This is a genomic window from Flavobacterium sp., assembly GCF_043780635.1.
Lineage (GTDB): Bacteria > Bacteroidota > Bacteroidia > Flavobacteriales > Flavobacteriaceae > Flavobacterium.
In genome coordinates, this window is record NZ_JAYWCK010000109.1 from 1 (window position 1) to 15259 (window position 15259).

Here is a 15259-nt window from a genome sequence, read left to right on the forward strand (position 1 = left end):
ATATGGATGGAGTCAAAGTTGGGACATGGAAGCATTTTTTATTTTACAATTCCTAAAGAAAAATCAAATTAAAATTTTAACAAAAAAAATAAATCATAATGAAAAAAATAAACCATATCCTGCTTGCAGATGATGACAAAGCCGACCATATATTATTTGAAAAAGCATTTAAGGACTTAAATGTGCCGCCTAACATTACAATTGTTAATGACGGTGAAGAACTGATAAAATACCTTACTAAACATTCAGAACAACTTCCTGACATTATATTTTTAGACCTGAATATGCCACGCAAAAACGGTTTTGAATCTTTAGTTGAAATAAGAGAAATTGAAAAACTGAAAGACCTTTCGATAGTAATATTCTCAACATCTTTTCCGCAAGACAAGAATTACGAACTTGGAATGATCAGCAATCTCTTTAAGTTAGGAGCGAATGTTTTTATTCGCAAAGCAAACAATTTTGAACAGCTTAAACACGTCATTTTACAAGCACTTCCTTTGGCGACAGAAAACACAGGAATTAAATATATACTTAACGCTTAAACAGAACGAAACCGTTGACACCCGATCGCGCAGAAATATACCCGACCGCGCAGATATGTCCCAACACGGTTAGCGCAGAATTGTATTCTGTGCCTATTAACGTGAGCAACAAATGAGATGGCGCCCTTTACTCACAATGACGGAAAACACGATGGCGCTGAAATGCACTAGATTCTCTCCTGTTGGTTAGCGCAGAATTGCATTCTGTGCCCATTAACGAGAACAACACAAAACGAGAACAACACAAAACAAGTCAAAAATGCTATATCAATAAAAGGTATAGCTTTTTTTATATCTTTAAAACAAAAAAAATGTCAACAAAATACAAAGCCACAACAACTGATGAGGCTTATTTTATAACCATAACAACAGTAGGTTGGATCGACCAGCTGTGCGAAGTCTCCCAACTTCATACACATAACTAAATACCACCCCTAGCTGTGCGAAGTCTCCCGATTTCGTACCCATATCTACATACCATCCCAACTTTATTAAAGATGGCTTCTGAACTGTTTTAGTTGCAAAGTGTTGTAGCTACGAAGTCGGGAGACTTCGCAGAGCAGGGAATGCCGAGTTAATCGCGAGAGTCAAAAAATTGATGCGCTAGACGGAGTCAATCTTTAATAGCTAAACGGATAATGAATGATTTATCAACCGAATACAATTATGATGTTAGTGGAGAATTTTAAAGAAATAGAATAGTAGTTTATAAAAATTAAAAACGTATTTTAACAGCCATTTGCATAAACTTGGGTTTTTGGGAATTAATTTAAAATTTGTTTTGTACTTTTGAAATTGATTAAATATTGAAAATCATACAAATCAATACCGTATTCCTGTAAACTACGAAACGTCAGAAACAATTCCCTAAACTTTCAGCTACGATTTACAAAAGTTGGCAAAATGGATACTAGATCAGGTAATAGGTTGATAGAACCTTAACTTGCCGAAGATTTGTAGGTTTAAATGAGATAACTAAAGAGAACTTTTCTACGTCGGAATATAATTTTATATAAGATAATGGCAGCCTATTGGATCGGTGTACGTGCTTTTTTTTAAGGCGATAATTGGATAGCTTCGCTTCTTAACAATTGTATAAGGTTACATTTGCATATTGAAAATCAAAGTAAGAGAGGTCTCTTTAAACTTATTTATTGAGCAAACGACTTATTTAAGAAAAAAAATTCTTAGCTTATTTATTGAAATAAATTTTAAATATTAAAATATGAAAAATACTTTGTTAATTACAGTGTTAAGCATAACTTTTTTTTCATGCTCTAAAGACCCCGTTAATGATTCTTCTAAACTAGATGCGCTCACAACCGGAACATGGAAATTAACAGGATCTATGACAGACTATGAGAAAGATGGAGTGTTTGAAGAAAACACTTATGCCATGCTTTCTGGCTGCATAAAAGATAATATCTATACTTTCCAAAGTGACGGCAGCAGTATCATAGATGAGGGACCTACTAAATGCTATAGTAACGCTCCACAGACTGTGACTTCATCCTGGAGCTTCAGTGACAATCAAACCCGGATTCAATTTGGAGGAGTAAATTACCAAATTGAAGCCCTAACCACAACAACTTTTAGCTTGAAGGGTCGGGTTCCCTACAACGTAATTTACACGATAGATGTGAAATCGACCTATACTAAGCTATAATAAATTCTGTATGAAATTTTGATCGCATAATGGTAAAAAAGAAACGATAGCAATTGAGCAAATTAGAACAGTTGACAAAAAGATAATCATAAAAGTTTTAGGTAAATTGAACAAGACGGAAACTAAATCAACTAAAGAAGTGCTAAAAGAAACTTTTGTTGATTAATGAAGCACTCCCCGATAGCGCGGATTTGCAATCCGTGCCCATAAACCCCCCAGCTGTGCGAAGTCTCCCGACTTCGTGCCCAATACTACATACCACCCGATAGCGCGGATTTGCAATCCGTGCCCCCGATAGCGCGGATTTGCAACCCGACAGCGCGGATTTGCAACCCGTGCCCATAATCCCCCAGCTAGCGCGAGCGTCCCGCTCGTGAACACAAAACAAGCTTAAAAAAAATTGGAATAGGAACGAGCGGGACACTCGCGCTAGCATAAGAAAATAAGGCCATCCAAAAAGCCCCACAAAACTTGTTTTGCGGGGCTTTTTTGAATTAAGTAAGTTTAGAAATTCTTTGTATTAGGCTAATTCCAATTCCAAGGCCGGAGCCAAAGGAAAATCTACGGCAACTTTAGTCAGGTTATGTAAATAGTTCATCGCAGTTTTATCGCTGATTTGAAGAATCAAGTCAACCAGGTTTTCATTGGTGTATCCTTCATTAAAAAATGCATCAACTAATGCTGGATTGGCATACCCTCTTGTTTTTGTGATTTCAGCAGCCAATTGCACTAAGGAATGTAATTTGGCATCGGTGCTTTTCGCTTTTCTGATGTCCAATAATTGCTCGTCCGAGAAACCATTCATTTTACCTAAAACCAAGTGGGCGCTTTGACAATACACGCAACCATTTACCTGGCTTACGATTAAGTTTACGGCTTCTTTTTCTTTGTTGGTTAAAGATGTTTTGGCATTTTGATACGCCAAAAATCGAGTTAATCCATTGTCAGAATGGGCGATGGTGGCATACAAATTAGGAACAAAACCTAAGGCTTTTTGTAGGTTGTCAAAAATAGCTTGATTGGCTGGAGCTACTTGCTCTCTTGTGGGAACGGTGAATGTTTTCATTTTATAATTTTTTTTTAAAGTGATCGTCGTTATTGACATTGCAAAGATGCGACAGCTTTAAAAGATACAAAATGGAGGAATGACGCAAGCTAATGGACAATTTTCTTACTCCCTGTTTTATGTCATATAATGCAGAGCCAGCAGTAAGGGCTTCATTGGGTTTGTAGAAAGCTTCGGATTTTTAACGATTGAACTTTTGGAGTAATTTATATTTTAATTTATTGGATTTTTGAAAGTGAAATTACTAGATTTGATTGAGCTATTAAAATACTCAATAAACACAAACGTCCCGCTCTTTAACTCAAACAAAATCAATTAAATTATAAAATTCACAACAATCATAACTTAAAACCATACTATGAACACCAACTCCATCGTTGAAATTCGGGACGCCCAACTTCCCACTGACATTGATGCTATCAAACAATTATGGACTGCATATTTAACTTGGGGTAACGACAAAATGCAAATGCATTATGGTTCACATCCACATAATCCGGAAGAAACCGTGCAACAAGATATTGAAATGATTGCCAAATTCCTACCACCAAATGGTCGGCTAATGATAGCATTCATCGATGGAAAAGCCTGCGGAATAGGTTGTCTAAAAAGTATTAATGAAGAAATAGGTGAAATCAAACGAATGTACGTTGATCCTTCTTTCAGAAACATTGGAGCAGGACGAGCCATACTTCAAGCCTTACTTTCGGCTGCAAAAGAAACCGGTTATAAGAAAGTACGTTTAGACAGCCCAAAGTTTATGGAAGCAGCGCATTCACTCTACCGAAGCTTTGGTTTTAATGACATACCGGTTTATGATGAAGTGGAAATTCCTGCAGCATTTAGACAGTATTTAGTGTTTATGGAAGTAGATGTATGACAAACTAAAAAATCAAATAGCGAACACGCTAGTAAATCAAACTAAAGAAGAAATCCCTGCTCATATTCACAAAAAAACATATAGAAAAATACAATGAAAACGAAAATAGAATGTCCTCATTTTCTGTTCAAATTTTGTCTTCTTTTGCCCACTCAAAGCCCACCCAAAGCCCACCCAAAGCCCACTATAGTGTATGAAAATAGACAGTACAAAATACCCTGTTTCGCAACCTCTTTTCTGTCATTAAAATCCCTGACTATTTCCTTTTTTATACTCCTTTTAAAATAAATACTTTTTCTTTGTACCGCTCCGCAAAGTCTCCGACTTTGAGGATGTGTTAATCAGTCTTTGACTGATATAAAAATTCAAACAATCCAAAACAAAATCGGTTAAAAACCGAAAATCACTACCTCAAAGTCGGAGACTTTGCGGAGCATTTATTCGTCTCAAAATCCCTTTGCCACTCGGAATAAAATCGATAAATTAGCCACTTCAAATTTTATATAAAATCTACAATGAAAAATACTGCACTTACGCACATACACGAGAGTTTGGGAGCGAAAATGCTTCCTTTTGCCGGATACAATATGCCTATTTTATATGAAGGTGTGAATGCTGAACACGAAGTAGTTCGCAATAGCGTAGGTGTTTTTGATGTCTCGCACATGGGCGAATTCTTGCTAACGGGTCCAAATGCTTTGGCTTTGATTCAAAAAGTGACTTCAAACGATGCTTCGACTTTGACCATCGGTCGAGCACAATATTCGTGTTTACCAAATAACGACGGCGGAATTGTGGACGATTTGATTGTTTACAAAATGAAAGACGAACAGTATTTACTAGTCGTAAATGCTTCGAATATAGATGAAGACTGGGATTGGATTTCGGCTCACAATGATTTGGGCGTGGATATGAGGAATCTTTCGGATGACTATTCACTTTTAGCCATTCAAGGACCAAAAGCGGTTGGAGCTATGCAATCCTTATCTTCATTAGATTTGGCTGCTATTCCTTATTACCATTTTGTAGTGGGTGATTTTGCAGGAATCGAGAACGTGATTATTTCGGCAACAGGTTATACCGGTTCCGGAGGATTTGAGATTTATTGCAAAAATGCAGAAGTAGAACAAATCTGGAACAAAGTTTTTGAAGCGGGTGCTGCCTTTGGAATAAAACCAATTGGCCTTGCCGCTCGTGATACTTTGCGTCTGGAAATGGGATTCTGTTTGTACGGAAACGACATCAACGATACCACTTCTCCACTCGAAGCCGGCTTGGGTTGGATTACAAAATTCACCAAAGAATTCACCAATTCTGAGGACTTGAAAAAACAAAAAGAAGCGGGTGTATCTAAGAAATTAGTAGCTTTTGAAATGCAGGAACGTGCTGTGCCAAGACACGATTATGAAATCGTGAATGCCTCGGGAACTCCTATAGGAATCGTAACTTCGGGAACAATGTCACCATCAATGAATGTTGGAATTGGACTGGGTTATGTAACTACTGAAAACAGTGCCATTGGCAGCGACATTTTCATCCGAATCAGAAAAAATGACGTTCCTGCCAAGGTAGTAAAATTGCCTTTTTACAAGAAATAAATATATAAATGAGGAAGTTTTCACTCGCACTATTCTTGACAACATTTTCGCTATTTAGTCAAAATAGTGCTAAAACTTGTGAATTACTTTCCAAAATAAATGCGTTAATTCAACACGAACATTTTCATCCGAAACCGGTAGACGACAGCCTATCGGTTTTTGTATTTGATACTTTTATGGATGATCTGGATGGCAACAGAAACTTATTTACCAAAATAGAATACGAGAAACTCTGTAAACACAGGCTTCTGCTGGACAATTATATTCTGCGAAATGATTGTTCTTTTATGAATGATTTCGTTTCTGTTTACCAATTTGCTTTGGAAAGAAAGAAAAAATCACTCGAGAAAATACAAAATGAAGTGCTGGATTACAATGCAAAAGACACGGTTAAATTCTCGAAGAAAAACTTCCCTTTTGACTTAGTGGCAACAAACATTGATAAGGTTTGGAGAAAAAGAATCAAGTATGATATTCTGGAAGATATTTCGAAATTGAGTTCGAATTTGGATTCGCTTACTCCCAATTTTTCAAAGCTCGAAAAAATCTCAAAAGCTAAAATATTTGACACCCATTTATGCAAAGTAAATAGTATTCTGGACAGCAAAAAAGGGCTGGGCTATGACCTTCAGAATGATTTTCTGAATATATTTTGCAATTATTTTGACCCGCATACGAATTACTTTTCAATGGATGCCAAAACCAGTTTTATGTCCGGTTTAACAACAAGTGGATTGTCATTAGGACTCAATGTCAGTCTCAACGAAAAAGAGGAAATTGTTGTTGAAGAAATTATCCCTGGAGGACCGGCTGCCAGAGCGGATAAATTCGAAAAAGACGATGTGATTCTTAAATTTTCCAATAAAAAAGGAGAAGATTATATAGTTTCGTGTTCGTCATTAGAAAAAATTGGAGAATTGATTTATTCCGATTCAAATGAGGAAATTGAATTGACCATACAAAAGAAAAACGGAAATATTCTTGCCGTGCTGCTCAAAAAGCAAGTGATGAAAGCTACAGAAAATGCTGTTTCCAGTTTCATTGTCGAAAAGGAAATTAAAGTGGGTTACATCAACATTCCTAACTTTTACTCCGATTTTGACGGATACAGCGAACAAGGTTGTGCCGATGATGTTGCCAAAGAAATTATAAAACTCAAACTGGACAACATTCAGGGTTTAGTAATTGATCTGCAGGATAACGGTGGCGGATCTATGGAAGAAGCTATTAAATTAGCCGGAATGTTTATCGATTATGGTCCGGTATCGGTTTTGGTAAATAGTAAAAACAAGCAAAATATCCTAAAAGATTACAATCGAGGCAGTGTTTATTATGGTCCAATCGTGATATTAATAAATGGAAGTTCAGCATCGGCAAGTGAGTTTTTTACAGCTACAATGCAGGATTACAATCGCGCAATCATCGTTGGAAGTAAATCATTGGGCAAAGCTTCGATGCAGACTATTTTACCTTTGGACGAAAACAAACAGGATTTCGTAAAGTTAACGGTTGAAAAATTCTATAGAATTACCGGTGACAGCAATCAAATAAAAGGAATCATTCCTGACATTGTTTTTCCTATATTATATGACAGCATTGTTCCTCGTGAAATAAGTTTTAAAACGGCTTTAAAATATGATGTTATCAACACAAAAGCAAGATATATTCCCTTCCGAAAAGATTATTATCCCGCAATAATAGACCTAAGCAATGAAAGATTGAAAAACAATGCCCGGTTCAATGATATTATTTTGGCAAACGAAGAGATAAATGCACTTTACAATGATCCGAAAGAACCACTTCAGGTCACTTTCAATGAGGTGTTCAACGACATTCATGAAATAGATTCTCTTTGGAAAAAAGTCAAAAAAATTGCCAAAACGGAAACTAACTGCGCTATATCGAATAATTCATACGATTCAGAAAAGTTTAAATTGGATACTTTTCAGCAGGAAATCAACACCTATAAAATTAAAGATTTAAAAACCAGCCCCTATGTTGAAGAAGCTGTTGCGATATTATATGATATAAATAATTTTGGGAAATAACTATTCAATCATCTATTTGGGGAGAGCAAAAACTCTATGTGTCGATTGATTAAAAAAACATTTGATAAAATAAGGAATAACTGTATTTTTGCAGTTCAAAATAATAATTAGAAATGGGAAGAGCGTTTGAGTTCAGAAAAGGTAGAAAAATGAAACGTTGGTCAGCAATGGCCAAAGCATTTACCAGAATTGGGAAAGATATTGTAATGGCTGTAAAAGAAGGCGGACCAAATCCTGACGCCAACTCGAGATTAAGAGCGGTAATCCAGAATTCAAAGGCAGTAAATATGCCCAAAGAAAATGTGGAACGCGCCATAAAAAAAGCAACAGATAAAGATACAGCTAACTATAAAGAAGTCCTATTTGAAGGTTATGCACCTCACGGAATAGCTATTCTGGTTGAAACTGCCACGGATAACAATAACAGAACTGTCGCCAATGTGAGAAGTTATTTTAACAAATGCAACGGAACAATGGGAACGCAAGGTTCAGTAGAATTTATGTTTGACCATACTTGCAACTTCAGAATTCCGGCTGGTGGAATTGATCCTGAAGAATTAGAATTAGAACTAATAGATTTTGGTGCCGAAGAGGTTTTTGAAGATGAAGACGGAATTTTAATTTATGCTCCTTTCAATAGCTTTGGAACCATCCAAAAAGAATTGGAAGGTCGTGGCTTAGAAATCCTTTCTTCCGGTTTTGAGCGTATTCCACAAATCACAAAAAAATTAACTGAAGCTGAAATGGCAGATGTAGAAAAACTAATAGAAAAAATGGAAGAAGATGATGACGTGATGAATGTTTATCATACTATGGAAGAATAGATATTAGATTTTAGATTGCATAAAAAAACTCCATTCGATTAAACGAATGGAGTTTTTTATTATATATATCGAAAGGAGATTATTATCTACTTGATAAATTCTATTTTCTGTACTTCTTCTTCGTTGATACTGTCAAAGAAACCTTGTTCGTTCATCCAGTCATCACTAAATACTTTGCTCATATAACGGGAACCGTGGTCAGGAAAAATGGCAATTACATTACTGTTTTTGTCAAATTCACCTTCTTCGGCATATTGTTTAATCGCCTGAAGAACTGCACCAGAAGTATATCCTACAAATAGCCCTTCTCTTTTTGCAAGTTCTCTTGTAGAGTGAGCACTTTCTTCATCAGTAACTTTCATAAACTTGTCAATAATATCAAAGTCTGTGGCTGATGGAATCAAGTTTTTACCCAAACCTTCAATTCTGTAAGGATAAATTTCGTTGTTATCAAACTCTTTGGTTTCGTGGTATTTTTTTAATACTGAACCAAAAGCATCAACTCCTAAAATTCTAATATTTGGATTTTGCTCTTTCAAGTATTTTGCAGTTCCGGAAATGGTTCCACCGGTTCCGCTACAAGCGATAAGGTGTGTGATTTTACCGTTTGTCTGTTCCCAAATTTCTGGTCCAGTTGATTTGTAATGGGCATCAACATTAAGTTGATTAAAATATTGATTGATATAAACAGAACCTTTGGTTTCTTCGTGCAAACGCTTAGCAACATTATAATAAGAACGTTCATCATCTGCCGAAACGTGTGCAGGACAAACATAAACTTTTGCGCCTAAACTGCGAAGCATATCAATTTTATCCCTAGAAGATTTTGAACTAACAGCCAAAATACAGTTGTAGCCTTTAATAATACTTACCATCGCTAAACTAAAGCCGGTATTCCCGGAAGTAGTTTCTATGATAGTGTCCCCCGGAGAAAGGATACCTCTCTTCTCGGCTTCTTCAATTATAAATAAAGCAATTCTATCTTTGGTGGAATGTCCAGGATTAAAAGCTTCTACCTTTGCGTAAAAATTCCCTTCTAATTCTTCTGTAACTTTATTTAGCTTAATAAGCGGTGTGTTGCCTATTAATTCTAAAATATTATTATAAGCATTTATTTCTTCTTTCATAAAAAAATAGTTAATCAAGGATACTTTTTAGTTTAACCTAAAATCCCTGCAAATTTAACAAAAATTTTCTAATTACTTTTTAATTTTTTCTAAATCTAATAAAAAACTGAATTCTTTTGCCAATTCCTTAATGGCTTCGAACCTTCCCGAAGCTCCTCCGTGACCGGCATCCATATTTGTGTCTAAAAATAAAACAGAATCTTCTGTCTTTATGCTTCGCAATTTAGCAACCCATTTAGCTGGTTCCCAGTACTGTACCTGCGAATCATGTAATCCGGTTGACACATACATATTGGGATAACACTGTTTTTTAACATTATCATAAGGCGAATATGAAGCCATATAATGATAATATTTTTTAACATTTGGATTGCCCCATTCGTCATATTCTCCTGTTGTTAACGGAATTGTATCGTCCAACATTGTCGTAATTACGTCCACAAAAGGAACTTGTACAATGATTCCGTGGTATAATTCCGGTGCTAAATTCACGATTGCTCCCATCAATAATCCTCCCGCTGAACCACCTTCGGCATATAAATGTTCTGGAGAAGTATATTTTTGTTCAATTACAAATTTGGAACAATCGATAAAATCGGTGAACGTATTTTTCTTTTTCAGCAATTTACCATCTTCATACCATTGTCTTCCTAAATCTTCACCACCACGAATATGTGCTATGGCAAAAATAAATCCTCTATCGAGTAATGTTAATCGGGTCGACGAAAATGTAGCATCCATCGAATGCCCATAAGATCCATAAGCATAAAGTAATAAAGGATTTTTGCTGTCTTTTTTCAATCCTTTTCTATAAACAATCGAAATGGGAATCTTGGTTCCGTCTTTTGCGGTTGCCCAAATTCTTTCTTCGGTATAATTATCTTTATCGAATTTTCCACCCAGAACTTGATGTTCTTTCTTGATTTCCTTAGTTTTAGTTTTCATATTGAAATCAATCACCGAGGAAGGCGTATTCATTGACTGGTATGAATAACGTAAGATGTCTGTGTCAAAATCAACGTTGGTTCCCGTATAAGCTGTATACGTTTCGCTCTCGAAAGGCAAATAATATTCCCCTTCTCCACTCCACGGCATAATTCGTATTCTGTTCAATCCATTGAAACGTTCTTCAACCACAAGGAAATCCTTGAAAATTTCAATATCTTCTAATAAAACATCATCACGATGCGGAATAACCTCTGCCCAATTCTCTTTCGGAGTGGCTGTTGCCAAGGTTTTCATTAACTTGAAATTCGTTGATTTATCTGCATTGGTCATGATGTAAAAACTGTCTCCATAATGATTGATGCTGTATTCCAAACCTCGAACCCTTTTCTGAAAAACCCTAAATTTTCCATCAGGATTATCGGCTTCTAATATTCTGTATTCTGTTGTCAAAGTACTTCCAGATTCTATAGCCAGATATTTTCTGGATTTAGATTTGGCAACCTCAACATTGTATGTTTCGTCTTTTTCAAAATAAACCAAAACGTCATCGGCTTGATTTGAACCTAATTTATGTTTGAAAATTTTATCGGAACGCAAGGTGATTTCGTCTTGACTCGAATAAAAAATAGTCTTATTGTCATTTGCCCACACAGCAGTTCCTGATACTTTTTCAATTTTATCAGCGAGAATTTTGCCCGTTTCCAAATTTTTAACCTGAATGTCGTAAATTCTTCTTCCAATGGTGTCGATACTAAAAACAGCCAATTTATTATCCGGACTAATGCTCAAACCTCCTAATTGGAAATAAGATTGCCCTTTTGCCAATTTATTGCAATCGAACAAAATTTCCTCTTTTGCCGAAAGGCTTTCTTTTTTTCTGGAATAAATAGGATAATTTTTCCCCTTTTCAAATCGAGTGATATAGTAATAACCATTATACAAATAAGGAACAGACTCGTCATCTTCCTTAATTCTGCTTTTCATTTCCTCAAACAATTCTTTTTGAAAAGTTTTGGTATGAGCAGTCATTTTTTGGTAATAGGTATTTTCTTTCTTAAGATAATCAATAACTTCCGGGTTTTCCCTGTCGTTCAGCCAAAAATAATTGTCTGTCCTCGAATGACCGAATTTATCCAATGATTTAGGAATTATTTTGGCGACTGGCGGAAGTAATTTTTTAATCATATTTAAAGCTTTCGATTTTGACGAAGATATTACAAAAATAACACAAAGACTGTTTAGAATGAATCTATATTTTATTAAAAATTTAATAAATATCCCTTCGCAATATAGTAAATTTGCAACACAAAATATAAAAATCATAAAAATGGATTTAATGGGAATGATGGGTAAATTGAAAGAAACCCAACGAAAAATCGAAGAAACGAAACTACGTTTAGACTCTGTTTTAATAGACGAACAAAGCAATGACGGCGCATTGAAAGTAACTTTTACCGCCAACGGAAAACTAAAATCCATCTCCATAGCCGATTCTTTATTGGAAGACACGGAACAATTAGAAGATTATTTAATTGTAACATTAAACAAAGCCATCGAAAAAGCCGCAAAAGTAAACCAAGCAGAATTAGATGCTGTCGCCAAAGTCGATATGCCAATGATTCCGGGAATGGATGAAATGTTTAAATAAAAAATAATTTAATTCTTAATATAAAATCCAATGATAAACCACAAAAACTGGCACGAAAAACACACAGCAGCTTTGAGCTTCGGAAGCCGTTTAGCCGATGCAGTGGCAAAAGGTATGGGTTCTTGGAAATTTATTATCCTTCAAACTGTTTTGGTAATTCTCTGGATGGCACTAAATATTATTGGTTTTGTCTATCATTGGGATGTCTATCCGTTTATATTGCTCAATCTTCTTTTCTCGACTCAAGCTGCTTATGCTGCGCCAATAATAATGATGTCTCAAAACAGACAAAATGAAAGAGATAGAATACAAGCCCAAGCAGATTATCAAACAAATATTGATGCCAAAAAAGAAATCGAAGCTTTGACATTAATACTAAATAAACTTGATGTTGATAAATTAGACAAAATCATTGCGATGTTGGAGGAAATGAAAAAAAAATAATTTAAGGTTTAAAGTTTTCCTTATTACCAACTTTAAACCTTAAACTTCGAACTAAAAAACTATCTTCTCCAAAGTTTCCAACACATAGGTGTGCATCACTTCTCGATAATCCAGATGTGTCACAATACGGAGTTTTCCGTGCCCCATCGAACTTATTGAAATTCCTTTTTGTTTTAATTTTTCCATTAAAACAGCTTCATTTATATTCGGTTGAACTGAGAAAATCAAGATGTTCGTTTCTACCGGTTCTACTTTGGCAACCCAGTTTAGCTTTTCTAAAACAGCTCCTAATTCCTTAGTACGTCTATGGTCATCTGCCAATCTTTCGATGTGATTGTCCAAAGCATATATTCCGGCTGCCGCCAAATATCCTACTTGTCGCATTCCTCCACCCAGTATTTTTCGGATGCGCAAAGCTCTGTGAATCGTTTCTTTATCAGATAAAAGAAGAGAACCAATTGGCGCTCCCAAACCTTTGGACAAGCAAACGGATATGGTATCAAATACTTTTCCGTAGTCTTTTGGATTGTCATTGGTGGCAACCAAAGCATTCCAAATTCTAGCACCATCCAAGTGAAATTTTAAATTATTGGCATCGCAAACCTGTCTTATTTTCTTAAATTCTTCAAAATCATAACAAGCACCTCCACCTTTATTAGTCGTATTTTCGACACAAACCAGACTCGTTAGCGGGCTGTGATAAAATTCCGGATCATTGATGGAACCGGCAACTTGTTCGGCAGTAATCATTCCGCGATTTCCGTTCAATAAACAGCAGGAAACCCCACTATTAAAGGAAGCTCCACCACCTTCATAATTATAAACGTGAGCATATTTATCAGCTATTAGTTGTTCGCCTGGTTGTGTATGCAACTTGATGGCAGTTTGATTGGCCATCGTTCCGGAAGGAAAAAAGAGTGCTGCTTCCATTCCGAACATTTCGGCAACTTTGGCTTCTAGTTCTATGACGGTTGGATCTTGTTTGTAGACATCGTCACCTACTTCGGCTTTAAACATTGCTCGCAACATTTCTTGTGTAGGTTTTGTAACGGTATCGCTCACTAAATTAATTTCCATATATTCTTTAGATAGTTTATTTTCGCACTTTAATTTATTGATTTACGGATTGCCCTAGCCCTGATTACTTCACATAGCTCTTATTTTCATAGGAGTTCAGTGAACTTCGTTTGCAGTGAAAATCCCTCGCCTTTTAGCGAGGATTGCAACGAAAAGCAGGAAATAGCTCCAGAAAATCGTTACAAAATTACTATAATTTATGACAACTACCGAACAAATAAAAGGTATTGTAGAACGCCTTGGTGCGTTGAGGAGGTATCTTTGACATTGATGCCAAACTTATAGAAATTACCAACGAAGAAGAAAAAACTTTTGCCCCCGACTTTTGGAACAATGCAAAAGCAGCCGAAGTCATTGTTCAAAACTTGCGTTCCAAGAAAAAATGGGTCGAAGATTTTGAGAAAGGCAATGCCATGGCGGAAGAGCTTCAAATTATTTACGAATTTTTCAAGGATGGCGATGCTACCGAAGAAGAACTCGACTCGCATTTTGAGCTTACCAATACCCATATTGAAAATCTGGAATTCCGAAATATGCTTTCTGATGAAGGCGATAAATTGAGTGCCGTTGTACAGATTACGGCTGGCGCCGGCGGAACTGAAAGCTGCGATTGGGCTTCGATGCTGATGCGGATGTATATGATGTGGGGCGAAAAAGAAGGCTACAAAATCAAAGAATTGAATTTTCAGGAAGGCGACGTAGCCGGAATAAAAACGGTAACACTAGAGTTTGAAGGCGAGTATTCTTTTGGCTATTTGAAAGGCGAAAACGGTGTGCATCGATTGGTGCGTATTTCTCCTTTTGACAGTAATGCCAAACGACATACATCCTTTGCTTCGGTATATGTGTATCCGTTGGTGGATGATAGTATTGAAATCGATATCAATCCGGCAGATATAGAAATCACAACTTCACGTTCGAGTGGAGCTGGTGGACAGAATGTAAACAAGGTAGAAACCAAAGTACAACTAGTTCACAAACCAACCGGAATTCAGATTCAGTGTTCGGAAACGCGTTCACAACAAGACAATCGGCAACGTGCGATGCAAATGCTTCGTTCTCAACTGTACGAAATTGAGTTAAAAAAGCAACAGGCACAGCGCGCCGATATAGAAGCGGGGAAAATGAAAATAGAATGGGGTTCTCAAATTAGAAACTATGTGATGCAACCATACAAACTCGTCAAAGACGTGCGCACCGGTTATGAAACCAGCGATGTTGATGGCGTGATGAATGGTACTATTGATGAATTCCTAAAAGCCTATTTGATGATGATGGGACAAAAGGAAGCCGCGCGCTTCTCGACATTGGTGATCCCACCCGAAACGGCCATCACCACGTTCGGTCGCACACCGGGCGTCGTCCGCGCGGCCTTGCGAATGAAGTAG

At 36.4% G+C, this 15259-nt stretch carries 13 protein-coding genes and 2 pseudogenes; 11 read left to right on the forward strand and 4 right to left on the reverse strand.

The window, feature by feature from the left end; all coding sequences use genetic code 11:
* Nucleotides 1-98 precede the first annotated feature (98 nt).
* From ACH2BV_RS09830 to ACH2BV_RS09845, 4 genes and pseudogenes are all read left to right on the forward strand, one after another.
* A complete protein-coding gene (locus ACH2BV_RS09830; protein WP_395050552.1) occupies nt 99-545 on the forward strand; it encodes a response regulator in 447 nt (148 codons plus the stop codon).
* 311 nt (nt 546-856) lie between these two features.
* Nucleotides 857-952 (forward strand): annotated as a pseudogene (locus ACH2BV_RS09835) (transposase); the annotation flags it as partial.
* 818 nt (nt 953-1770) lie between these two features.
* The gene (locus tag ACH2BV_RS09840; protein ID WP_395050553.1) at nt 1771-2211 is read left to right on the forward strand and encodes a lipocalin family protein; all 441 of its coding nucleotides are present in this window, start codon (nt 1771-1773) and stop codon (nt 2209-2211) included.
* A gap of 46 nt (nt 2212-2257) precedes the next feature.
* Entirely contained in the window at nt 2258-2377 is a 120-nt protein-coding gene (locus tag ACH2BV_RS09845) for a hypothetical protein (protein WP_395050564.1), read from the forward strand.
* A gap of 354 nt (nt 2378-2731) precedes the next feature.
* Here ACH2BV_RS09845 and ACH2BV_RS09850 read toward each other — a convergent pair whose 3' ends face one another.
* Nucleotides 2732-3277 (reverse strand): carboxymuconolactone decarboxylase family protein, encoded by a 546-nt coding sequence (locus tag ACH2BV_RS09850; RefSeq protein ID WP_395050554.1) that lies wholly within the window; start codon nt 3275-3277, stop codon nt 2732-2734.
* Nucleotides 3278-3635: 358 nt separating this feature from the next.
* Here ACH2BV_RS09850 and ACH2BV_RS09855 point away from each other — a divergent pair, with 358 nt between their 5' ends.
* The 4 genes from ACH2BV_RS09855 (at nt 3636) to ACH2BV_RS09870 (ending at nt 8627) form a co-directional block, all read left to right on the forward strand.
* A complete protein-coding gene (locus ACH2BV_RS09855) occupies nt 3636-4157 on the forward strand; it encodes a GNAT family N-acetyltransferase (protein ID WP_395050555.1) in 522 nt (173 codons plus the stop codon).
* A gap of 515 nt (nt 4158-4672) precedes the next feature.
* Nucleotides 4673-5755: a glycine cleavage system aminomethyltransferase GcvT gene (gene gcvT / locus ACH2BV_RS09860; RefSeq protein WP_395050556.1), complete on the forward strand. Its 1083-nt coding sequence runs from the start codon at nt 4673-4675 to the stop codon at nt 5753-5755.
* A gap of 8 nt (nt 5756-5763) precedes the next feature.
* Nucleotides 5764-7803 carry a carboxy terminal-processing peptidase gene (locus ACH2BV_RS09865; RefSeq protein ID WP_395050557.1) on the forward strand — a complete coding sequence of 680 codons (2040 nt, stop codon included), beginning with the start codon at nt 5764-5766 and terminating at the stop codon, nt 7801-7803.
* 113 nt (nt 7804-7916) lie between these two features.
* Nucleotides 7917-8627, forward strand: coding sequence for a YebC/PmpR family DNA-binding transcriptional regulator (locus ACH2BV_RS09870; RefSeq protein ID WP_395050558.1), 711 nt, complete (start codon nt 7917-7919; stop codon nt 8625-8627).
* An 86-nt stretch (nt 8628-8713) separates the two neighbouring features.
* Here ACH2BV_RS09870 and ACH2BV_RS09875 read toward each other — a convergent pair whose 3' ends face one another.
* Together ACH2BV_RS09875 and ACH2BV_RS09880 are read right to left on the reverse strand one after the other, a co-directional pair.
* Nucleotides 8714-9754, reverse strand: a complete 1041-nt coding sequence (locus ACH2BV_RS09875) for a PLP-dependent cysteine synthase family protein (RefSeq protein ID WP_395050559.1) — start codon at nt 9752-9754, stop codon at nt 8714-8716.
* A 72-nt stretch (nt 9755-9826) separates the two neighbouring features.
* Nucleotides 9827-11887, reverse strand: coding sequence for a S9 family peptidase (locus ACH2BV_RS09880; RefSeq protein WP_395050560.1), 2061 nt, complete (start codon nt 11885-11887; stop codon nt 9827-9829).
* 142 nt (nt 11888-12029) lie between these two features.
* On the opposite strand from ACH2BV_RS09880, the gene ACH2BV_RS09885 reads away from it, so the two are divergent.
* Both ACH2BV_RS09885 and ACH2BV_RS09890 read left to right on the forward strand, forming a co-directional pair.
* Nucleotides 12030-12350 (forward strand): YbaB/EbfC family nucleoid-associated protein, encoded by a 321-nt coding sequence (locus ACH2BV_RS09885; RefSeq protein WP_395050561.1) that lies wholly within the window; start codon nt 12030-12032, stop codon nt 12348-12350.
* A gap of 30 nt (nt 12351-12380) precedes the next feature.
* Nucleotides 12381-12794: a DUF1003 domain-containing protein gene (locus ACH2BV_RS09890; protein ID WP_395050562.1), complete on the forward strand. Its 414-nt coding sequence runs from the start codon at nt 12381-12383 to the stop codon at nt 12792-12794.
* 51 nt (nt 12795-12845) lie between these two features.
* Here ACH2BV_RS09890 and ACH2BV_RS09895 read toward each other — a convergent pair whose 3' ends face one another.
* Nucleotides 12846-13871, reverse strand: coding sequence for a threonine aldolase family protein (locus ACH2BV_RS09895; protein WP_395050563.1), 1026 nt, complete (start codon nt 13869-13871; stop codon nt 12846-12848).
* A 199-nt stretch (nt 13872-14070) separates the two neighbouring features.
* On the opposite strand from ACH2BV_RS09895, the pseudogene prfB reads away from it, so the two are divergent.
* Nucleotides 14071-15157 (forward strand): annotated as a pseudogene (prfB, locus tag ACH2BV_RS09900) (peptide chain release factor 2); the annotation flags it as partial.
* Between the last annotated feature and the right edge of the window lie 102 nt (nt 15158-15259).

Bases quoted from the DNA above. Each gene is read 5' to 3' on its own strand.
- ACH2BV_RS09855 (WP_395050555.1), top strand. From the start codon at position 3,636: ATGAACACCAACTCCATCGTTGAAATTCGGGACGCCCAACTTCCCACT.
- ACH2BV_RS09865 (WP_395050557.1), top strand. From the start codon at position 5,764: ATGAGGAAGTTTTCACTCGCACTATTCTTGACAACATTTTCGCTATTT.
- ACH2BV_RS09870 (WP_395050558.1), top strand. From the start codon at position 7,917: ATGGGAAGAGCGTTTGAGTTCAGAAAAGGTAGAAAAATGAAACGTTGG.
- gcvT (WP_395050556.1), top strand. From the start codon at position 4,673: ATGAAAAATACTGCACTTACGCACATACACGAGAGTTTGGGAGCGAAA.
- ACH2BV_RS09830 (WP_395050552.1), top strand. From the start codon at position 99: ATGAAAAAAATAAACCATATCCTGCTTGCAGATGATGACAAAGCCGAC.
- ACH2BV_RS09885 (WP_395050561.1), top strand. From the start codon at position 12,030: ATGGATTTAATGGGAATGATGGGTAAATTGAAAGAAACCCAACGAAAA.
- ACH2BV_RS09895 (WP_395050563.1), bottom strand. From the start codon at position 13,871: ATGGAAATTAATTTAGTGAGCGATACCGTTACAAAACCTACACAAGAA.
- ACH2BV_RS09890 (WP_395050562.1), top strand. From the start codon at position 12,381: ATGATAAACCACAAAAACTGGCACGAAAAACACACAGCAGCTTTGAGC.
- ACH2BV_RS09875 (WP_395050559.1), bottom strand. From the start codon at position 9,754: ATGAAAGAAGAAATAAATGCTTATAATAATATTTTAGAATTAATAGGC.
- ACH2BV_RS09850 (WP_395050554.1), bottom strand. From the start codon at position 3,277: ATGAAAACATTCACCGTTCCCACAAGAGAGCAAGTAGCTCCAGCCAAT.
- ACH2BV_RS09840 (WP_395050553.1), top strand. From the start codon at position 1,771: ATGAAAAATACTTTGTTAATTACAGTGTTAAGCATAACTTTTTTTTCA.
- ACH2BV_RS09880 (WP_395050560.1), bottom strand. From the start codon at position 11,887: ATGATTAAAAAATTACTTCCGCCAGTCGCCAAAATAATTCCTAAATCA.